Genomic DNA, 20,388 nt, shown 5'->3' with positions numbered 1-20,388 from the left:
GCTATGTTAATTGATTGGTTTACCGTCGTCGCGCAGGCCATTAATTTTCTTGTTTTAGTGTGGCTGCTAAAACGTTTTCTTTATCGTCCTATTCTGGATGCGATCGATGCGCGTGAGCAGCGAATAGCAAAAACGCTGAGTGATGCTGCGGATAAAGAAAAACAGGCACAACAGGAGCGGGATCTTTTTCTGCATAAAAATAACCAGCTTGATCTGCAAAGTGAAAAACTGTTACAAACTGCAACAACGGCTGCCAATACAGAAGCGCAGCGTCTTTTGGGAAAGGCCAGGCAAGTCGCGGAAGATCTCTGTGTGCAGCAACAGGCAACTTTCCAGAAACAGCAGCACAGTCTCAGTGCTGAGCTGACCAAAAAAACCCAACAGGAAGTTTTTGCAATCACCCGGAAAGCCTTAAAGGATCTTGCCGATAGCGGACTCGAAGAGCAGATCTTAAGCGTTTTTCTTAACCAGCTGGATGAGCTTGATGAAAACAGCAAAGCCTCGTTTATCGCCGCGCTCTCTAAAAAAAATACGGTCCTTGTGCGCACTACCTTTGCGCTGCCGTCTGCCCAGCAACATGATTTAAGTAAGGCGCTTACTGACAGTTTTGCAACTAAGCTAAATATTCGTTTCGAAACAGATCCCGATGTTGTTAGTGGTATCGAGTTGTATATTGATGGTCAGAAACTGGCTTGGAGCATTGCCCAATATATTAATTCGTTAGAGCAGCATTTCCAGCAGTTAGTGCGTCAGTCTGCACGGCACCTGGGCGGCAAACTGAACTGTGCTGATGAGTTGTCGGTTGCAGAATCGACTGCTTTATCAACCCAGGTCAGCGAAGAAAAGAGAAGTACAGCTGATGACTAATTTAGAGCAGATAGTCAAACACACTTTCGCGCAGTTAAATCACGGTCGGAGCACTTTTCGGGTACAACTTAAACCCCGTGAAATAGGTATTATCAGCAGTGTTTCATTTGGTATCGCGCAGGTATCCGGACTTCCAAATGTTGCTTCCGAAGAGTTACTGAAATTTCCTGGTGATATTTACGGCATCGCTTTTAATGTCGATCAAGATAGTATTGGCGTCGTATTATTGGGGGATTACTGGCACTTACAAAGCGGTGATGAGGTTGAACGAACCGGACGTGTTATGGATGTCGCGGTCGGCTTGGAATTATTGGGCCGGGTGATCGATCCGCTAGGGGCACCTCTAGACGATCAAGGTCCATTACAAAGCAGCGAAAGATTACCCGTTGAACGGCCTGCCGCTGATATTATGGACAGAGCACCGGTTACCGTGCCGTTACAAACCGGGCTGAAAGTGATTGACGCGTTGATCCCCATTGGGCGGGGCCAGCGCGAACTGATTTTAGGCGATCGCCAGACCGGCAAAACCGCTATTGCCATTGATACCATTCTCAACCAGAAAGATCAGGGGGTGCTCTGTGTGTATTGTGCTATTGGGCAGCGCGCTTCGGCGGTGGCAAAAACGATTGCCGTATTAAAAGCGAAAGGTGCCATGGATTACACTTTGGTGATGGTCAGTGAAGGCAATGCGCCTCCCGGTTTCGCTTATATAGCCCCCTATGCGGCGACCAGTATTGCAGAATATTTTATGGAAAAAGGGCATGATGTTTTAATTGTTTATGACGATCTTACCCAGCATGCCCGCGCCTATCGCGAACTCTCCTTACTGCTGCGCAGACCTCCCGGACGTGAAGCTTTTCCGGGGGATATTTTTTATATCCATTCACGTTTATTAGAGCGCGCAACTTGTTTAAAGCAGGCACGAGGAGGTGGCTCTCTGACTGCCTTGCCGATTATCGAAACGGAAGCGCAAAATATTTCTGCATATATTCCCACCAACCTGATTTCCATTACCGACGGGCAAATTTACCTGTCCCCCACGCTCTTTGAATTAGGTATATTACCCGCTGTTGATGTCGGCAGATCCGTTTCACGAGTGGGCGGAAAAGCGCAGCGTGCGGTGTACCGTGCGGTTGCCGCCAGTCTCAAATTAACCTATGCACAATTTCAAGAGTTGGAAACCTTTGCACGTTTTGGCGCACGCTTAGATCAAAACTCACAGGGGATCATCACCAACGGACGACGTATTCGCGCCTGCCTTAAACAGCCGCAGTCATCTCCCGTGACCGTGGTCGCACAAATCACGGTGTTAATCGCCTTAACAGATAAACTCTTTGATAATGTGCCGTTGCAGCAAATGAAGGATGCTGAAAAAGCATTAAACCAGGCAGCCTCTGCGCTGCCTGAACAGTTACTCAAGGGAATTAACAGCGGCAAAATATTAAGCAATGAGGATCGCAGCAGCATTGTCGATATTGCGCGCAGGACGCTGGCACCTTTTCAGTCTGTTTCTGAACAGGATAAGTGAATGAATACAGAGAAAAGTAATTATGAGCGAGAGTAGTGTTACCTTAAAACGCAAAATTAACAGTGCCGCAGATTTGCATGGCGTTGTCCGGGCAATGAAAGCCATGGCGGCTGCCAATGTCGGGCAATATGAAAATGCCGTCGAGGCACTTAATGATTATTACCGCACCGTACAATTAGGCTTGTTTACCTGCTTTCACCAATATCAAGCCTTGCCGAGTGAACAACAAAGAAAGCCCTGTATTGCGGTGCTGGTATTTGGCTCGGATCAGGGTTTGGTCGGGCAATTTAACGATCAACTGGCTGATTTTGTGGTTGCAGCCTTGGCCAAACGAGCGGAAGAAAAAGTCATTTTTTGTATTGGTGAGCGCCTGCAGTCGCGCCTGGCGGAAACCAGCTTGAGGCTAGCTTCCAGTTTTACCTTACCGAAATCGATTAATGCTATCCCTACCTTGGTCGGGATAATGTTACTAGAGATGGAAAACCGTCGCGCCCAGGGACAGATTTCCGAGGTGATTATTTTTCATAATCAGCCCATGTCGAGGAGCATTTACCAACCCTCTAGCCAGCGATTGCTACCGCTTGATGATATCTGGCAAAAAGATTTAAAGTCTATTATCTGGCCCTCCGATAAATTACCCGAAGTGATTAACGCGGGCGAAGAAACCCTGCTGGCATTTATTCATGAGTACCTTTTTGTTTCACTTTACCGGGCCTGTGCGGAATCGCTTGCCAGTGAGAATGCCAGTCGTTTAGCAACCATGTTACGCGCAGAAAAGACTATCGATGAACTATTGGAAAAAATGAACAGCCGTTTTCATCTGTTACGGCAAAATAGTATAGACGAGGAGTTATTTGATCTGATTGCCGGTTTTGAACTGTTAAAAAAAGAATGATTATTAATTATTTTTCTCCATATTTCCTTCATTATTGCTGTTTATACTCATTATCTAATCCAGCCGGTTGCATACGCAGCGGCAGATGCTCATTATATAGCCAAATTATTTCAAGATGCTGAATCGCTTTCTTGAGGTAGAATGGGGAAAATAGAAAAGGGAACATTCGTCATGAACAAACAGATTCTGCGCGCATTATGGCTGGCTGCTATAACCCTCAGTGCAAGTTATCACTCCCTGTTAGCCGCACAGGAAAGCTCCGCGAAAAAAGACATTACCGCGGTTGCTGTTCATACGCAGAGCGTGACCTCAGAGCCGATATCGCAGTCACTCTCTTTGATTGGCAAACTGCAGTCCGATCAGTTTGTGAATATCGCCACTGAAGTCAGCGGTAAAGTTAAATCGATTGATGTTCAGGCTAACCAGCAGGTAAAAACCGGGCAGCTGTTATTTAGCTTAGACGATAGCAAGGCGCAGGCCGCGATGCTCGAGGCTAAGGCGTATTTTTTAGATGAGCAGCGTAAATTGCTGGAATTTAGAAAATTAGTCAAAAGCAATGCAGTCTCTCAGACGGCATTGGACGGACAAACTGCAAGCGTTGATATTGCCCGTGCACGTTTAAAGGCTGCCCAGACGGAAGTCGACAACCACGTTTTAAGCGCGCCTTTTGCCGGTACGATCGGACTGATTGATTTTAGTCTCGGTAAGATGGTGGCAACGGGCAGTGAGCTGCTGACGCTGGATAATCTTGCGCAAATGACCCTCGATCTGCAGGTACCGGATCGTTATTTATCGATGCTCGGCAAAGGTATGCCGGTGACTGCGACTAACCGTGCCTGGCCGGAAACAGTTTTTAACGGTGAGCTTACGGCAACGGATTCGCGCATTAATGAGGATACCCTCAACCTGCGGATACGGGTATTATTTGCTAATCCGGATAATAAATTAAAACCGGGCATGATGATGTCCGCCAGAATGGTTTTCCCCGCCATTAATGCCGCCGTTATTCCGGTGCAGGCGTTAGAGTATTCGGGCACTAAACGTTATATTTATATCGTCAATCAGCAGGGCATGGCAAAACGCCAGGAAGTGCTTCTGGGGGCGCGTATTAAAAATCAGGTGGTGATTGAAAAGGGCGTTGAGATTGGTGAGCAAATTGTGGTGCAGGGTTTAGTCAATATGCGCGACGGATTAAAGGTAAAAGATCTTTCCCGAACAGACAAACTCGAAAAAAGCAGTACAAAAATGCAGGACAATAAATAATGTGGCTTTTCTATACTGCGATAAAAACTGCGGTTAAACGTCCAGGTGCTGTGGCTGCGATTATATTAAGTTTATTAGGTTGTGTTTTTGGAGTTATCTTCTTCGATAAAATAGCGATCAGCTCTGATCTTAAGGATAATAAATAATGTGGATTTCCGATACGGCTGTTAAACGTCCAGGTGCTGTGGCTGCGATTATATTAAGTTTATTATGTTGTATTTTTGGAGTTATCTCCTTTGAAGAAATAGCGATCAGCTATGATCTTAAGGACAATAAATAATGTGGCTTTGTGATACTGCTGTTAAACGCCCGGTGGTGGCGATTGTATTAAGTTTATTACTCTGCGTTTTTGGCGCCGTCTCTTTTAGTAAACTTGCGGTTCGAGAGATGCCCGACGTCGAAAGCCCGGTGGTGACTGTGATGACCCGTTATGAGGGCGCCGCCGCAACCATTATGGAAAGCCAGGTGACCTCGGTAATCGAAAATCAGATCACCGGGATCAGCGGGATTGACGATATCACCTCGGTCACCCGTAACGGTATGTCGCGTATTTCGATCACCTTTACATTAGGCTGGAACCTGACCGAAGGCGTCAGTGATGTCCGTGATGCCGTTGAAAAAGCCAAACGTTTCCTGCCCGATCAAGCCGATGATGCGATTGTCTCTAAAAATAACGGCAGTGATGAAGCGGCTTTGTACGTCAATCTCAGCTCCACGCAAATGGACAGGACGCAGTTAACAGATTATGCCAAGCGGGTATTAGAAGATCGCTTTAGCCTGATCAGTGGCGTAAGTTCGATAATAACTTCCGGCGGCTTGTATCAGGTGATGTACGTCAAATTGGATCCGTCTCAGATGGCCGGACGGGGAGTGACCAGCGCCGATATCATTGACGCGCTTCAGCGCGAAAATGTCGAAAGCCCGGCGGGGGAAGTGCGTAACGATAGCACTGTCATGTCGGTGCGTACGGCGCGTTTGTACGATCAGCCGCAGGATTTTGACTACCTGGTGGTGCGCACCGCAAAGGATGGCTCACCTGTTTATTTAAAAGATGTTGCGAAGGTTTATATCGGCGCCGAGAATGAAAGCTCCTCATTTAAAAACAACGGTATTGTTAATCTCAGTTTAGGGATCATCGCGCAGTCCGATGCTAATCCCTTAGCGGTTGCTCAGGCGGTCTATCGCGAGGTTGATAATATTCAGGCGTTTTTACCTACGGGGGCCAGTTTAGCCGTTGATTATGATGCTACTGTGTTTGTCGACCGCTCCATCTCCGAAGTGTATAACACCCTGTTTATTACCGCCGGGCTGGTTATTCTGGTGCTCTATATCTTTATCGGTCAAGTGCGGGCAACCCTGATCCCCGCGATTACCGTGCCTGTGTCCTTAATTTCTTCCTTTATCGCGGCTTATTATTTTGGTTTTTCAATTAACTTAATTACTTTGATGGCACTGATCCTGGCCATTGGTTTGGTGGTTGACGATGCAATAGTGGTGGTGGAGAATATCTTTCATCATATTGAAAAAGGTGAAACTCCTTTATTAGCGGCATTTAAAGGCACCCGCGAGGTCGGATTTGCGGTGGTCGCAACCACCTTGGTATTAGTCATGGTGTTTTTACCCATCTCATTTATGGATGGCATGGTGGGGTTATTATTTACCGAGTTTTCGGTTTTACTTGCCATGGCCGTGATTTTCTCCTCGATCGTGGCGTTAACCCTGACCCCGGTCCTCGCCAGTAAAATATTAACCGCAAAAATAAAACACAATCGTTTTAACCGCCTGACCGAATCGTTGTTTCAAAGACTGGAAGCGCGCTACCGTAAAATAGTATTGACCGCCATGCGTTTTAGGTTTGCCGCCCCGGTGGTTATTCTGGCCTGTGTTGGTGGGAGTTTTTTACTCTTTCAGCAGGTTCCTTCACAACTGGCTCCCAGTGAGGATCGCGGAGTACTTTATGCCTTTATAAAAGGCGCAGAGGGCACCAGTTATAACCGCATGAACGCCAACATGGATATTGTCGAAGCACGACTTATGCCGCTGTTAGGCAAAGGGGTGATTAAATCTTTTAGTACTCAAGCGCCGGCATTTGGCGGTAATGCCGGTGATCAAACCGGTTTTGTTATTCTGGTACTGGAAGATTGGCAGGATCGTGAGCAAAGCGCACAACAGGCGCTGGCAATAGTCCGGGGCGCTTTAAAAGACATTGCGGATGTCTGGGTGCGGGTTATGCTGCCTGGTTTCAGAGGCCGCTCAAGCAGTGCCGTGCAGTTTGTGCTCGGCGGTTCCGATTATCAGGAGCTGCAAAAATGGGCGGAGCTATTACAACAGAAAGCCGATGCAAGCGCTATTATAGCGGCTGCCGATCTTGATTATTCACAAAAAACCCCGGAGCTGCTGGTCAGTCTCGACAAACAGATCGCGGCTGAACTTGGAATCAGTCTCTTCGATGTTGCTCAGACCTTAGAGGTGATGCTTGGTGGGCGCAGTGCGACCACTTACATCGATCGCGGTGAAGAGTATGATGTTTACCTGCGCGGTGATGAAAACAATTTCAATAATGCCGGCGATCTCAGTCAAATCTACATGCGCAGCGCCAGGGGCGATTTAATCAGTCTGGATACCATCAGCACCGTTGAGGAAATTGCTTCAGCCAGCCGTCTTTCCCATAATAACAAGCAAAAATCCATTACCCTGAGCGGCAATCTTGCGCCGGGACACACGCTAGGAGAGGCCTTAGATTTTTTAGATGCGCAGGCGATAACTTTATTACCCAGTGATATTTCTATCTCCTACAGCGGTGAATCCAAGGATTATAAAGACAATCAAAGTAGTATTCTGCTGGTTTTTGCTCTGGCGCTGTTAGTGGCTTATCTGGTGCTTGCCGCGCAGTTTGAAAGTTTTATCAATCCGCTGGTGGTGATGTTTACCGTGCCGATGGGCGTATTAGGCGGCTTCTTAGGCTTATATTTCATGAATCAGGGGCTCAATGTTTACAGTCAGATAGGCATGATCATGCTGATCGGCATGGTCACCAAAAACGGCATATTAATTGTTGAATTCGCCAATCAGCTGCGTGACCGTGGTATTGAATTTGAACAGGCCATTATTGATGCCTCGGCGCGGCGCCTGCGGCCTATTTTAATGACTGCTTTTACTACGCTGGCGGGCTCCGTACCCTTGATTCTATCAACGGGTGCCGGATCAGAAAGCCGCATTGCCGTCGGCACCGTGGTTTTCTTCGGCATGGCATTTGCCACCTTAGTGACCTTAATTGTTATCCCTGCGATGTATCGTTTAATTTGTGTTACAACCCATTCTCCGGGGTATGTGGCATCAATATTAGAAGAGGCCATAAGAGACAACAGTCAAATAAAAGGTTCTCGTAGGTAACAGCCGTCAGCGCTTATCGGTGAGCTTATTCATTCGGGTCTGTTGACCTTTCGTGTGCATTTTTGCAGCAATTTGTGGGTGCTTTATACAAGGCAGAGCCTGCGCCGTGTCGTTATTCTACATAAGTAGGCGATAACGTATTAGAAAGTATCCACAAATGCAGCCCTTCGGGTTCATCTAAAAGCGTCCTGCGCTGCGTTATGAGTCGTTTACATAGAATAACTATGCTTCAATCCTCATGCCTTGCTCAGAACACTTTTAGATTGAACGAAATTTGTACTCCAAAGGTCAGCAGACCCTAGGTTATAGGTTTTTTTTAACTTTATTGTTCTTGATCAATAATTACACCTTGTTGGCTACTGTTGCAAATTTTTATATGCTAATATCTTCGAGAATTTGCCCGCAAACGCCTGAAAATTTTCAGGTTATAATACCAAAATAACTAAACCGGTGATCAGTCTGGTTTGTTAAAATCAACTCTAACTGTGTTGTAAGTTTTATTCAAAACGTCCTGTCCTTCACACTTCATGGTCAGCTAAAGCTGTTCAAAATTATTCCATCGACTGCTGAGCAGTGAAAACAACGATCGAATATAATTCACAGCTTGTGAGAGTTAATTTTTTCCGTGCAATACTTGATCACTTCATTAATTTTTTTGATATAAACAAGGTTCAACCGCAATAACTCATTTTTTAAGGATGAATAAAATGCTACAAAAATCCAACCCGTTGGCTGTACTGTTAACACTGCTGGCGGTTTTCTTTTCTCCCTCAATATTGGCCAGCACCGGTGAAACTGCCGATTTAACCTCCCATTTTATCGGCTATGCCGCACTTTTCTGTTTTGCACTCGCTTATTTTGTGGTGATGATGGAAGATTTGCTGCACATGCGTAAATCCAAACCGGTGTTAGTTGCTGCGGGCATTATCTGGGCAATGATCGGTTACTATTATATGCAGCACGGCATGCCCCATCTGGCCGAGGCGGCTTTTCGTCATAACCTCCTAGAATATTCCGAACTGTTTTTCTTTCTGCTGGTTGCCATGACCTTTATCAATGCCATGGACGAGCGGCAGTTATTTGATGCACTGCGCTCGTGGATGGTTAATAAGGGATTCACCCTGCGTCTGATTTTCTGGTTAACCGGTATTTTAGCTTTCTTTATCTCCCCTATTGCCGATAACCTCACCACCGCGCTGCTGATGTGCGCCATTGTTATGAAAGTGGGTGGATCAAATAGCAAATTTATCGCGCTTTCCTGTATCAATATCGTGGTTGCCGCGAATGCCGGTGGTGCCTTTAGCCCCTTTGGTGATATCACCACTCTGATGGTCTGGCAGAAAGGCATGGTTCAGTTTGGTGACTTCTTTTCTCTGTTCTTACCCTCGGCAGTTAACTTTTTAGTGCCCGCCATTATTATGAGCTTTTTCATCTCCAATGAAGTTGCCCAGGGCGATGGTGAAGTGATCGTCATTAAACGCGGCGGTTTGCGTATTGTCGGCCTGTTTTTAATGACCATCGCTTTTGCGGTATTAGGACATTCATTGCTAGGTATGCCGCCGGTACTGGGCATGATGAGCGGTTTAGGTGTGATGCAGTTTTTCGCCTTCTTTCTGCGCAGAACCCATAAACGCTATTACGATAAAGCGATGCGAAACACCGAAGATGCTATTGAGCACGAACGTCTGCGCGCTTTAGGTGACGGCGTTCCCTTTGATATCTTTAATAAAGTCGCTCGAGCCGAGTGGGATACTCTGCTGTTTTTCTACGGCGTGGTGCTTTGTGTGGGCGGTTTAGGTTTTATCGGTTATTTAGGCTTGGCCTCGGAAGCGATGTACACCAACTGGGACGCAACCTCGGCCAACGTTACGGTGGGTGTGCTCTCGGCCATTGTTGATAACATACCCGTAATGTTTGCAGTATTAAGCATGCAGCCCGACATGAGTACCGGGCAGTGGTTATTAGTGACCCTGACGGCCGGTGTTGGTGGTAGTCTGCTCTCTATCGGCAGTGCGGCCGGTGTGGCATTGATGGGGCAGGCGCGCGGTATTTATACCTTTGGCTCGCACCTTAAATGGACGCCGGTGATTGCCCTGGGTTATGTGGCCAGTATTTTGGTGCATTTATGGGTCAACAAGGCGATGTTTTAGGTAAAATCAGCTGTTAGTCATTAGTCATTAGTTGTTAGTTGTTAGTTTTTTATGAAGCAGCGCAAAGTTTTTAACTGTTTATCTGTTGTCCTTTGCCACTTGACAAGTACATCGGTTAAGATAATCAGGCGATTAAGGTTGAGGGTTTTAAGGATTGTGCTGATAGGTTCTTAATCTTAATAACAAAATGATGAATTGGTTGTAACAATGATTAATTAGCATTATTATCACTACCACCAAACGACAATCCTGTCATTATTACAACTGTTTGCTTGAGGATGTTATTTTTTTGATTTTTAATTGTTGACCGTTTGCACGTTTTATGTTGATGATTAAAAGGACAAAAGTTTAAATCAATTAAGCTTTACTATTAAGGAAGATACCATGAAAAAAAGTCAATATATGAAAAAGGCACAACAGGGTTTTACATTAATCGAGCTGTTAATTGTTATCGCGATTATCGGTATTCTGGCAGCGGTTGCTTTGCCTGCTTATCAAACTTATACAAATAAAGCCAAGTTTACCGAAGTGGTTTTAGCGACATCAGCATATAAATCTGCTGTAGATGTTTGTACTCAAATTTCTGGCACAACAGCAAATTGTTATACTGCTGGCTCAAATGGCATTCCTAAAGATCGTGGTGTTGCTGTAGCTGGAACAACAGTATTAGCAGCAGGGCAGGTTAGTACTGTTAAACTTACTGGTACTGATGGTGCTAGTGGTACTGGTAAGGTAACAATTACAGCTAATGGCCTAAAAGGTGTGGGTACTGAAGATGCTGCGAAATATCCTTCGTATGTTCTTGTTGGTTCTTTGACAAATGGACAAATGATTTGGGTTCATGATACTTCAAATGCAGCTGGTACTGCAGAAAATTGTTCAAAAATTGGTCTTTGTTAACAGTTAATGGCAACCCATAATATAAGCGGCCTGGCATCGAGCCTGGCCGCGCGTGGTTTATTACCCTTTGATAAACTGCAGCAGATAACCAACGCGGCACTGCAGGATAAAAAATCCCTGGTCAGCTACCTGGTCGAAAATAACTATATCGACAGCCTAATGCTGGCGCAGTTCTGCGAAACCGAATATGGTCTTCCTCTATTAGATTCAAGTACCCTTAATCTGGATGATATTCCGGAAAAATTTCTTAATCGAAAACTAATAGAAAAACATCATGCCCTGCCGGTGTATGTACAGCATAAAACCCTGTATATCGCCATGTCCGACCCCACCAATATTGCAGCCCTTGAAGATTTTGCCTTTAGCTTTTCAATGCACACCGATGCCCTGCTGGTGGAAGAGCAATACCTCAGCAAAGCCATTGAATCCGTATTAGAAGATGATGTCGGCAGCCTCGGAGATATGTCCGACATTGATGATATTGAAATCGATGACGGGGCTTCGCGCCTCGATGAAGCGCAGGGTAATGGCGACGATGACGCGCCTATCGTTAAATATATTAACAGCGTTTTATTGGATGCGGTGCGCAAAGGCGCCTCGGATCTGCACTTTGAACCCTATGAAAAAACCTACCGAATCCGTTTTCGAGTGGACGGCATTTTACACGAGGTGGCCACGCCGCCGGTGAATCTGGCCAACCGTTTTTCGGCGCGCCTCAAGGTCATGTCAAAACTGGATATTGCCGAGCGTCGTTTGCCCCAGGACGGGCGCATTAAACTTAAAATATCCAATAAACGCAGTGTTGATCTGCGCGTCAGTACGCTGCCTACCATGTGGGGCGAAAAGGTGGTGATGCGTATTCTTGACTCTTCGGCGGCTAACCTTAATATTGACCGGTTAGGCTACAGTGACGAGCAAAAAGACAAGTATCTTAATGCGCTGGAAAAACCCCAGGGCATGATTTTAATCACCGGCCCGACCGGCAGCGGTAAAACCGTTTCCCTGTACAGCGGATTAAATATCCTCAATACGGTGCAGCGTAATATCTCCACGGCGGAGGATCCGGTGGAGATTAATTTATCCGGTATTAATCAGGTGCAGATTAATATCAAAGCGGGACTGACCTTTGCCTCGGCTTTGCGTTCTTTTTTACGTCAGGATCCCGATATTGTGATGGTCGGTGAAATTCGCGATTTGGAAACCGCGGAAATTGCCATCAAAGCGGCACAAACCGGGCATCTGGTATTGTCGACTCTGCACACCAACTCCGCCGCTGAAACCTTAACCCGCCTGCTCAATATGGGCGTGCCGGCGTTTAATATCGCCTCGTCGGTGACCCTTATCATCGCCCAGCGTTTGGCGCGGCGTTTATGCCCCGAATGTAAACAACAAACCGTGTTTGAAATAGCAGAACTAAAAACCATCGGTTTTACAGAAACTCAGATAGCGGCCGGGATCAATATTTATAAACCCGTCGGCTGCACACAATGTACCGACGGTTACAAAGGACGGGTGGGTATCTACGAAGTGATGGAGATGAGCGAAGCGATTGGGCATCTTATTTTAAACAACGGTAATGCCATGGAGATTGATAAACTTGCTCAGCTCGAGGGCATGGAAACCCTGCGTCAGTCTGCACTGCAGCTGGTATTGAAGGGCATTACCAGTTTAACGGAAGTGACCCGAGTAACCTAAATGTAGATGGTTGGTTACTTTCCCGCTACTATTATTAACCTTCGTAACAAAAACAAGCTGTCATTCCCGGAATATTTTAATCGAGGATCTCAACTGCTAATACTTCGGCAAGCAATTAACCAAGCTGTCATTCCCGAAATCTTTTAAGCGAGGATCTTAACTGCCAAGACTTCGCTAATCAATAAACTAAATCGTCATTGCCTTGATCGCTTGAACGGAAGCTTTTAAGCGAGGATCTTAACTGCCAAGACTTCGGCAAGCAATAAACCAAACTGTCATTGCCTTGATCGCTTGAACAGGAGTTTTTAATCGGGAATCTCAACTGCCAAGACTTCGGCAAGCAATAAACCAAACTGTCATTCTCGAAGTTTTTTAATCGGGAATCTCAATCGAGCAGACTTCGACAAGATTAAATGAACAATGCTGCTATTAATGATTAAGTTACGCGTATTTCCCGGCATTGTTTATGTGAATAACATGCTATTATTTGTGCTCAAAAAATGCGATTGTCACTGCTTGTCAAAAAATAATAAAAAATTTACCGTTGGACTCATTAAGGAAGATTCATTATGGCTGTAAAAAAGAAAATTAAAGGCCCGGTCATTGATACTTTTAAATGGAAAGGCATTAACCGTAAAGGCGGTAAATTATCCGGCGAGATTCAAGGTGAAAGCCTTGCGGAAGTGAAAGCCGAACTGCGCAAGCAGGGCGTTAATGTCACCAGAATGCAAAAAAAAGCCAAACCGCTTTTCTCCTTTGCAGATAAAGTAAAACCCATGGATATTGCTGTTATTTCCCGTCAGATAGCCACTATGCTGGGCGCCGGAGTGCCCCTAGTGCAAGGCTTGCAATTGATTGCTAAAAGCAGTGAAAAACCGGCATCGCGAAAATTAATGAGCAGCATTTCCCAGGAAGTGGCAACGGGCACGCCGCTTTCACAAACCCTGCGCGGTCATCCCCTTTATTTTGATGAGTTATACTGCGATCTTGTTGATGCCGGAGAGCAGTCCGGTGCCTTAGATACTATTTACGACCGTATCTCTATCTACAAAGAAAAAACCGAAGTTTTAAAATCAAAAATTAAAAAAGCGATGTTTTATCCGGCCGCTGTGCTGACCGTTGCCGGCCTGGTGACCCTGCTTTTACTGCTCTTTGTTATTCCGCAGTTTAAAGATATCTTTGAAGGTTTTGGCGCAGAGTTACCCGCTTTTACGCTGTTTGTACTGGGCATTTCCGATTTTGTGCAGCATTCCTGGTATATGATAATCGCCGCAGTCATGCTGTTTATCTATCTGTTTAAAAGGGCGCATCGCACTTCTCAGAAAGTGCGTGACAATACCGATAAATTTGTTCTTAAAATTCCGGTGATCAGTACTATTTTAGATAAAGCTGCAGTAGCGCGTTTTGCAAGAACCCTTGCCACTACCTTTGCCGCGGGTATTCCTCTGGTGGATGCGCTGGTTTCCGCCGCCGGTGCTTCCGGAAATTATGTTTATCGCAGTGCTATTTTAAATGTGCGCACTGAGGTGATAGCGGGAATGCAGATGCACGTGGCCATGAAAACCACCACCGTTTTCCCCGATATGATGACCCAAATGGTGATGATCGGTGAAGAGTCGGGCAATTTGGATGGCATGTTAAGTAAAGTTGCTGATATCTATGAGCAGCAGGTTGATGATGCAGTGGATGCCTTAACCAGCCTGTTAGAGCCGATGATCATGGTGGTTTTAGGGATAGTGGTCGGCGGTTTAATCGTTGCTATGTATCTGCCGATTTTCGCCCTCGGCAGTGTGGTTGGATAGTAGCTTTCAGTCGTCAGTCGTCAGCCGTCAGCTGTAAATCAGCTGATTCTTGAAACTTTTCAAGATGCTTTATAAACACCGTTGACCACGGTCGCGGTGACTTTATAGGCGTTGTCAAAAACCGCTAAATTGGCAATTTTCCCGGCTTTTATAGTACCGATTTTATTCGCAATAGAGATTGCTCTCGCAGGGTATAAAGTTGCCATGCGAATAGCTTCTGCAAGTTCAATTCCAACAAACTTAACGCTGTTCTCAATGGCCTGAATCATGGTCAGGGCCGAGCCGCCCAGTGTGCCATCGGCAGCCAAACATTTACCCTCTTTGTAATAAACTCTGGTGCCGACAAAATCAAAGCTATTTATATCAGCGCCGGCGGGGGCAGTGGCATCGGTGACTAAAATAAGTTTTTCAGCCATTATTTTTTTTGAAATGCGCACATTTTCATAAGCCACATGAAAACCATCGACAATAATCCCGGCATAAATATTTTTATCATAGACCGCGCCAACAACGCCGGCTTCGCGGCCTGTCATTGGGCTCATGGCGTTAAACAGGTGAGTGGCAAAGGTAATGCCGTGATCAATAGCGGCTGTTGCCTGCGCGTAGGTGGCGTTGCTATGGCCTATCGCAACCACAATTCCGGCTTTCTTAAGCCGTTGAATCACTTCAAGGGAGTTTTGCTCCGGTGCCAGCGTTAGTGTGCTGACGATATCCGCATTTTGGCAAATAAGATCCAGCATGATGGAATCCGGTTTGCGGATATATTCGCCGCGGTGAATTCCTTTTTTTTCCATGCTTAAATAGGGCCCTTCTAGATGCAGGCCTAATACTTCATTGCTTTTTTTATGCATATAATCTCGAGTCACTTGCAGTGCCGTTTTCATATCTTTATTCGACGAGGTGATAAGCGTCGGCAGGTAACTGGTGCAGCCTGATTTAAGATTGGTGGACTGCATTAGCGCCAGGGTTTTTTCTGTTATCTCATTATTAAACATGATGCCACCGCAACCGTTGAGCTGCAGGTCGATAAACCCGGGGGTCAGATTAGCACCGAGAAGGTCAATTGTTTTGATCCTTGAACTGAGCTGTGTAACGGCTATGACACTGTCAATTTTATCATTTTTGATGATAACCGCGTGTCCGCTTAATATTTGGTCCGTGGTGTAAATTTTACAATTGGTTAATGCGTACACTGTCAACTTCTCCGTTAAATATAACTGTTTGAATTCGAGTGGCAAACCTTGCTGCCATCCATGTTACTCGGATTAAATCGCGGCGCTGAGCAATTTTGCTTATAAATCACCGATATTGTCGCTTTCTAATTCAGTGAAGTATTTTAAGGTTTTAACTTTCAGTTCCATTGTCGATGCCGCATCACAGGCAATAATCGTTTTTGGATGAAGTTGTAATGCGGTCACTGTCCAAAGATGATTAACATTACCTTGAATCGCGGCTTCCAGAGCATGTGCTTTGTGATGGCCGGTGACCAGGATTAATATTTCTGCGGCTTCTAATAAGGTGCCAACACCGATGGTTAATGCCAATTTAGGGACCTGGTTGAGATCGTTGTTGAAAAAACGTGAGTTAGCTCTGCGTGTATCCGCGGCTAATGTTTTAACCCGAGTGCGTGAAGCTAACGATGACGCCGGCTCATTAAAGGCGATATGTCCATCTACGCCTACACCACCGAGAAATAAATTTATTTTTCCGTAAGACTTTATCTTTTCTTCAAAGCGTTGGCATTCAGCTTGCAGATCATTCGCCAGTCCGTTAAGCAGATTGATATTTTCTGTGCGAATATTAATCTGGCTGAAAAAGTTGTGATGCATAAAACGATAATAGCTTTGCGGATGTTGCGGTTTGATGCCAACATATTCATCCATATTAAAAGTAACCACATGTTCAAAACTGACTTCGCCGTTATTATAAAGTTCGATAAGACGTTTGTAAGTTGCCAGTGGCGTTCCGCCAGTTGGTAAACCCAGTACAAAAGGGCGTTCTTTGCTGGGCGAATAGTTGTTAATGGCATTAATAATGTAGCGGGCAGACCATAGGGCGACAGCAGATGGTGTTTCAAGGGGAATTAAACGCATTTTTTACTCCGCAGATTAAATAAAGTGTTCTATTAATAGGTAGCGTAAATTAAGTTGCCATTGGTTGCCACCTAAAATACCAAAGAAAAGTACTTATCAGAAGCCGCGTTTAAAGTACGGTTAGAAAAGGACAACCGAGCCGTCAATTTTGCAGAATTAAAGGCGCGGTGCACGGGAAAACTCAGACTACAGGCCTTAGACGCATAGGCTCGTTATTTTCAGTTGACAAAAACTGCATGGAGCGACTTTGAACCGCTTTTGCTGAGCAAGAACAGTGTATTGTGAACAATAATGACGATGCAGTTAGGGTTAAGGATAGCCGTACTTATTTCTTTGCTGTTAAGCGATAAAGATAAAAAACCTGACTAAAATGATCAGATGATAAAACAATCAGATCATAAAACAATTAGCTCATAAAACAATTAGCTCATAAAACAAGGGAGAGTGAATATGAATGTTCTTGGTTATTTGCAAAAAGTAGGGCGCGCATTAATGGTGCCTGTGGCGGTGCTTCCTGCTGCGGCAATATTAATGGGTGTGGGTTACTGGATCGATCCCAACGGCTGGGGAGGAGATTCTGCGGTAGCTGCATTGCTGATTAAAGCCGGGGCGGCGGTGATCGATAACATGTCGATGTTATTTGCCGTTGGTGTGGCTTACGGTCTGTCAAAAGATAAAGATGGTGCTGCGGCATTGTCAGGTTTAGTGGGTTTTTTGGTGGTGACAACACTGCTTTCTCCTGCTGCGGTAGCTCAGATTCAAGGTCTTTCAGCGGCAGATGTGCCTTTTGCCTTTAATAGAATTAATAATCAATTTGTGGGTATTTTGGTGGGTATTATTTCCGCTGAAATTTATAATAAATTCTCCAATGTTGAGCTGCATTCGGCATTAGCGTTCTTCTCCGGGCGCCGATTAGTGCCGATAGTCGTGTCGATTGTTATGATTTTGGTGTCATTTGTGCTGATGTTTATATGGCCGCTTATCTTTTCCGGCCTGCAGCATTTTGGTGAAACTATTTCCGGAATGGGTGAAATGGGTGCCGGTATCTACGGATTCTTTAATCGTTTATTAATTCCTGTCGGTCTTCACCATGCACTGAACTCGGTATTCTGGTTTGATGTTGCAGGCATTAATGATATCCCCAATTTTTTAGGCGGTCAGTCATCCCTTGATGCGGGTACGGCGATTCTGGGTAAAACCGGCATGTACCAGGCAGGTTTCTTCCCTATTATGATGTTTGGTCTTCCCGGTGCTGCATTGGCTATCTACAGTGCAGCTAAACCTGAACACAAAGTGAAAACAGCATCACTTATGCTGGCGGCAGCTTTGTCTTCTTTCTTTACCGGGGTGACCGAGCCGCTGGAATTCTCCTTTATGTTCGCAGCACCCATTTTATATGTTATCCACGCACTTTTAACCGGTATTTCAGTTTACATTGCGGCTTCAATGCAGTGGATGGCGGGTTTTGGTTTCTCAGCCGGCTTTGTGGATATGGTGCTTTCTTCACAAAATCCACTGGCTAAACAGTGGTATATGCTGCTGGTACAGGGAGCAGCCTTCTTTGTTATCTACTACTTTACTTTTCTGGGATTAATTAAAGGTCTGAATCTTAAAACACCCGGCCGTGAAGATGATGAGCCGAAAGTCACCACCACGCTCGCCTCTGAAGATGGCGGTGAATTAGCCGCGCAGTATGTTACTGCCCTGGGCGGACGTGATAACCTTGTGCTGATTGATGCCTGCATTACGCGCTTACGTTTAACGCTCAAAGATCGCGGCTTGATCCGTGAAGTTGATCTTAAAGCGTTAGGTGCAATGGGGGTGGTCAAAATAGGTGACAATAACTTACAAGTTATTATTGGTCCGCAGGCCGAAAGTATTGCCGAGCGTATCAAAGCGCTTAAATAAAAACTGCTGTCACCGGAAACTGTTTTTGTTCCGGCAGGGCAGTCGATAATCTGCGGACAATGATAAACAGTCTCCCGTTGCTATGATAAAGCACTCTGTGCAGTGTTTTTTTTCTTTTTGAATTTATTGTTGTCCTTTTGCTGCTTATTTCCCTTGAGGTTCGCCGTAGAATATACGATGATAACTGCTATTTTTCGATTTATATTTATTTAGAGGTAAGCAATGACTCAGGTTGATACTGCGCCAAGCAATTTTATTCGTAACATCATCGATTCGGATCTACAAAGTGGTAAACATCAGGTGATACATACACGCTTTCCGCCGGAACCGAATGGTTATTTGCACATAGGTCATGCTAAATCTATCTGTTTAAATTTCGGACTGGCAGAAGACTACTCGAATGGGCTTTGTAATCTGCGCTTTGATGATACTAATCCATTAAAAGAAGATGCTGATTACGTTGCTGCCATTGAAAAAGATGTGCGTTGGTTAGGGTTTAAATGGGCGGGTGATATTCATTATTCATCTGACTATTTTGAGCCGTTATATGACTTTGCCGTGGAATTAATTAAAAATGGTAAAGCTTATGTTTGTGCACTCGATGCACAGCAAACCCGAGAATATCGTGGCTCATTAACCACAGCGGGCAAAGACAGCCCCTTTAGAAATCGCCCTGTTTCAGAAAGTTTAGATCTTTTTGCGCGCATGCGCGCCGGTGAGTTTGCCGAAGGCTCGATGATGCTGCGCGCAAAAATTGATATGGCATCACCGAATATGAAAATGCGCGATCCGGTACTTTACCGGATTCGTTTTGCCCATCATCATCAAACCGCCGATAAGTGGTGTATCTATCCGATGTACGATTTTACTCATTGTATTTCAGATGCGCTTGAAGGCATAACCCACAGCCTGTGTACCCTTGAATTTGAAGATCACCGCCCTTTGTATGATTGGGTGTTAGCCAATATCAGTGTTGTCTGTAAACCTCGTCAAATTGAGTTTTCCCGCCTTAATTTACAATATACTTTAACCTCTAAACGTAAATTACATGCGTTAATTGAAGAAAATATTATCAGTGCCTGGGATGATCCGCGTATGCCGACTATCTCCGGTATGCGCCGTCGTGGTTACCCGGCTGCCGCTCTTCGTGAATTTTGTAAACGTATTGGCGTGACTAAACAGGAAAACACCGTTGAACTGGCATCGCTAGAAGCTTGCGTACGTGAAAATCTTGAAGCTAATGCGGCTCGCGCGATGGCTGTGATTGATCCTGTTAAAGTGATTATCAGCAACTATGACGAACATAAAACCGAGACTTTAATCGCCCCGGTACACCCTAAAGATGAAAGCATGGGCACAAGAACATTATCTTTCTCGCGCGAACTGTTTATTGACCGTGCTGATTTTAGAGAAGAGGCGAATAAAAAATATAAACGTTTAGTGTTAGGTAAAGAGGTGCGTTTACGCAATGCTTATGTGATTAAAGCTGACCAGGTGATTAAGAATGATGCGGGTGAAATTACTGAAATCCACTGCAGCTACGATCCTGAAACACTGGGTAACAATCCGGCCGACGGACGTAAAGTCAAAGGCGTAATCCATTGGGTCAGTGCGGCTGAAAACTGTGCAGCAGAGTTTCGCATTTATGAGCCTTTGTTCCTGGTTGAAAATCCTGCTGCCGAAGAAGATATCCACCAGGCACTTAATCCGAACGCTTTAGTGGTAAAACACGGTTTTGTTGAGTCGAGTCTTGTTGATGCAACGGTCGAAAAAGCTTACCAATTTGAGCGTGAGGGTTATTTCTGCGCCGATAATAAAGATTCAGCACCGGAGCGACTGGTTTTTAACCGTACCGCTGCGCTGCGTGACTCTTGGGGCGGATAACGCCTTTCTT

Annotated in this window: 14 protein-coding genes; 12 read left to right on the top strand and 2 right to left on the bottom strand. The window is 45.3% G+C overall.

Annotation, left to right across the window (positions count from 1 at the left end; all coding sequences use genetic code 11):
- Positions 1-3 precede the first annotated feature (3 nt).
- The 10 genes from ACJAZP_RS12695 to ACJAZP_RS12650 all read left to right on the top strand — a co-directional run bounded on the left by ACJAZP_RS12695 (position 4) and on the right by ACJAZP_RS12650 (position 14,493).
- Positions 4-867 carry a F0F1 ATP synthase subunit B gene (locus tag ACJAZP_RS12695; protein WP_415231111.1) on the top strand — a complete coding sequence of 288 codons (864 nt, stop codon included), beginning with the start codon at positions 4-6 and terminating at the stop codon, positions 865-867.
- On the top strand, positions 860-2,395 hold the full coding sequence (locus tag ACJAZP_RS12690; RefSeq protein WP_415231110.1) for an alternate F1F0 ATPase, F1 subunit alpha: 1,536 nt from the start codon (positions 860-862) through the stop codon (positions 2,393-2,395). Before ACJAZP_RS12695 ends, ACJAZP_RS12690 begins: the two co-directional genes overlap by 8 nt.
- A gap of 22 nt (positions 2,396-2,417) precedes the next feature.
- Positions 2,418-3,290, top strand: coding sequence for a F0F1 ATP synthase subunit gamma (locus ACJAZP_RS12685; protein WP_415231109.1), 873 nt, complete (start codon positions 2,418-2,420; stop codon positions 3,288-3,290).
- Positions 3,291-3,461: 171 nt separating this feature from the next.
- The gene (locus ACJAZP_RS12680; protein WP_415231108.1) at positions 3,462-4,553 is read left to right on the top strand and encodes an efflux RND transporter periplasmic adaptor subunit; all 1,092 of its coding nucleotides are present in this window, start codon (positions 3,462-3,464) and stop codon (positions 4,551-4,553) included.
- Between the two features lie 145 nt (positions 4,554-4,698).
- Positions 4,699-4,833 carry a hypothetical protein gene (locus ACJAZP_RS12675; protein ID WP_415231107.1) on the top strand — a complete coding sequence of 45 codons (135 nt, stop codon included), beginning with the start codon at positions 4,699-4,701 and terminating at the stop codon, positions 4,831-4,833.
- The gene (locus ACJAZP_RS12670; RefSeq protein WP_415231106.1) at positions 4,833-7,946 is read left to right on the top strand and encodes a multidrug efflux RND transporter permease subunit; all 3,114 of its coding nucleotides are present in this window, start codon (positions 4,833-4,835) and stop codon (positions 7,944-7,946) included. Before ACJAZP_RS12675 ends, ACJAZP_RS12670 begins: the two co-directional genes overlap by 1 nt.
- Positions 7,947-8,653: 707 nt before the next feature.
- Positions 8,654-10,096, top strand: coding sequence for a sodium:proton antiporter NhaD (gene nhaD / locus ACJAZP_RS12665; RefSeq protein ID WP_415231105.1), 1,443 nt, complete (start codon positions 8,654-8,656; stop codon positions 10,094-10,096).
- Between the two features lie 384 nt (positions 10,097-10,480).
- Positions 10,481-10,996 (top strand): pilin, encoded by a 516-nt coding sequence (locus ACJAZP_RS12660; RefSeq protein ID WP_415231104.1) that lies wholly within the window; start codon positions 10,481-10,483, stop codon positions 10,994-10,996.
- A 6-nt stretch (positions 10,997-11,002) separates the two neighbouring features.
- The gene (gene pilB, locus ACJAZP_RS12655) at positions 11,003-12,691 is read left to right on the top strand and encodes a type IV-A pilus assembly ATPase PilB (protein WP_415231103.1); all 1,689 of its coding nucleotides are present in this window, start codon (positions 11,003-11,005) and stop codon (positions 12,689-12,691) included.
- A gap of 569 nt (positions 12,692-13,260) precedes the next feature.
- The gene (locus ACJAZP_RS12650; protein ID WP_415231102.1) at positions 13,261-14,493 is read left to right on the top strand and encodes a type II secretion system F family protein; all 1,233 of its coding nucleotides are present in this window, start codon (positions 13,261-13,263) and stop codon (positions 14,491-14,493) included.
- 59 nt (positions 14,494-14,552) lie between these two features.
- Here the strand turns inward: ACJAZP_RS12650 and nagA are convergent, their stop codons facing one another.
- Together nagA and nagB are read right to left on the bottom strand one after the other, a co-directional pair.
- Positions 14,553-15,686: an N-acetylglucosamine-6-phosphate deacetylase gene (gene nagA / locus ACJAZP_RS12645; protein WP_415231101.1), complete on the bottom strand. Its 1,134-nt coding sequence runs from the start codon at positions 15,684-15,686 to the stop codon at positions 14,553-14,555.
- Between the two features lie 99 nt (positions 15,687-15,785).
- Positions 15,786-16,586, bottom strand: a complete 801-nt coding sequence (nagB, locus tag ACJAZP_RS12640) for a glucosamine-6-phosphate deaminase (protein ID WP_415231100.1) — start codon at positions 16,584-16,586, stop codon at positions 15,786-15,788.
- Between the two features lie 450 nt (positions 16,587-17,036).
- On the opposite strand from nagB, the gene nagE reads away from it, so the two are divergent.
- Both nagE and glnS read left to right on the top strand, forming a co-directional pair.
- Complete coding sequence (gene nagE, locus ACJAZP_RS12635; protein WP_415231099.1) at positions 17,037-18,494, top strand: N-acetylglucosamine-specific PTS transporter subunit IIBC; 1,458 nt, start codon at positions 17,037-17,039, stop codon at positions 18,492-18,494.
- Between the two features lie 222 nt (positions 18,495-18,716).
- Positions 18,717-20,378 carry a glutamine--tRNA ligase gene (gene glnS / locus ACJAZP_RS12630; RefSeq protein ID WP_415231098.1) on the top strand — a complete coding sequence of 554 codons (1,662 nt, stop codon included), beginning with the start codon at positions 18,717-18,719 and terminating at the stop codon, positions 20,376-20,378.
- The last annotated feature ends 10 nt before the right edge of the window (positions 20,379-20,388 follow it).

It is taken from the genome of Psychromonas sp. (genome assembly GCF_047632955.1).
GTDB lineage: Bacteria > Pseudomonadota > Gammaproteobacteria > Enterobacterales > Psychromonadaceae > Psychromonas.
The sequence above is the reverse complement of the archived record's forward strand: the minus strand, read 5'-3'. Positions and strand labels throughout refer to the sequence as shown.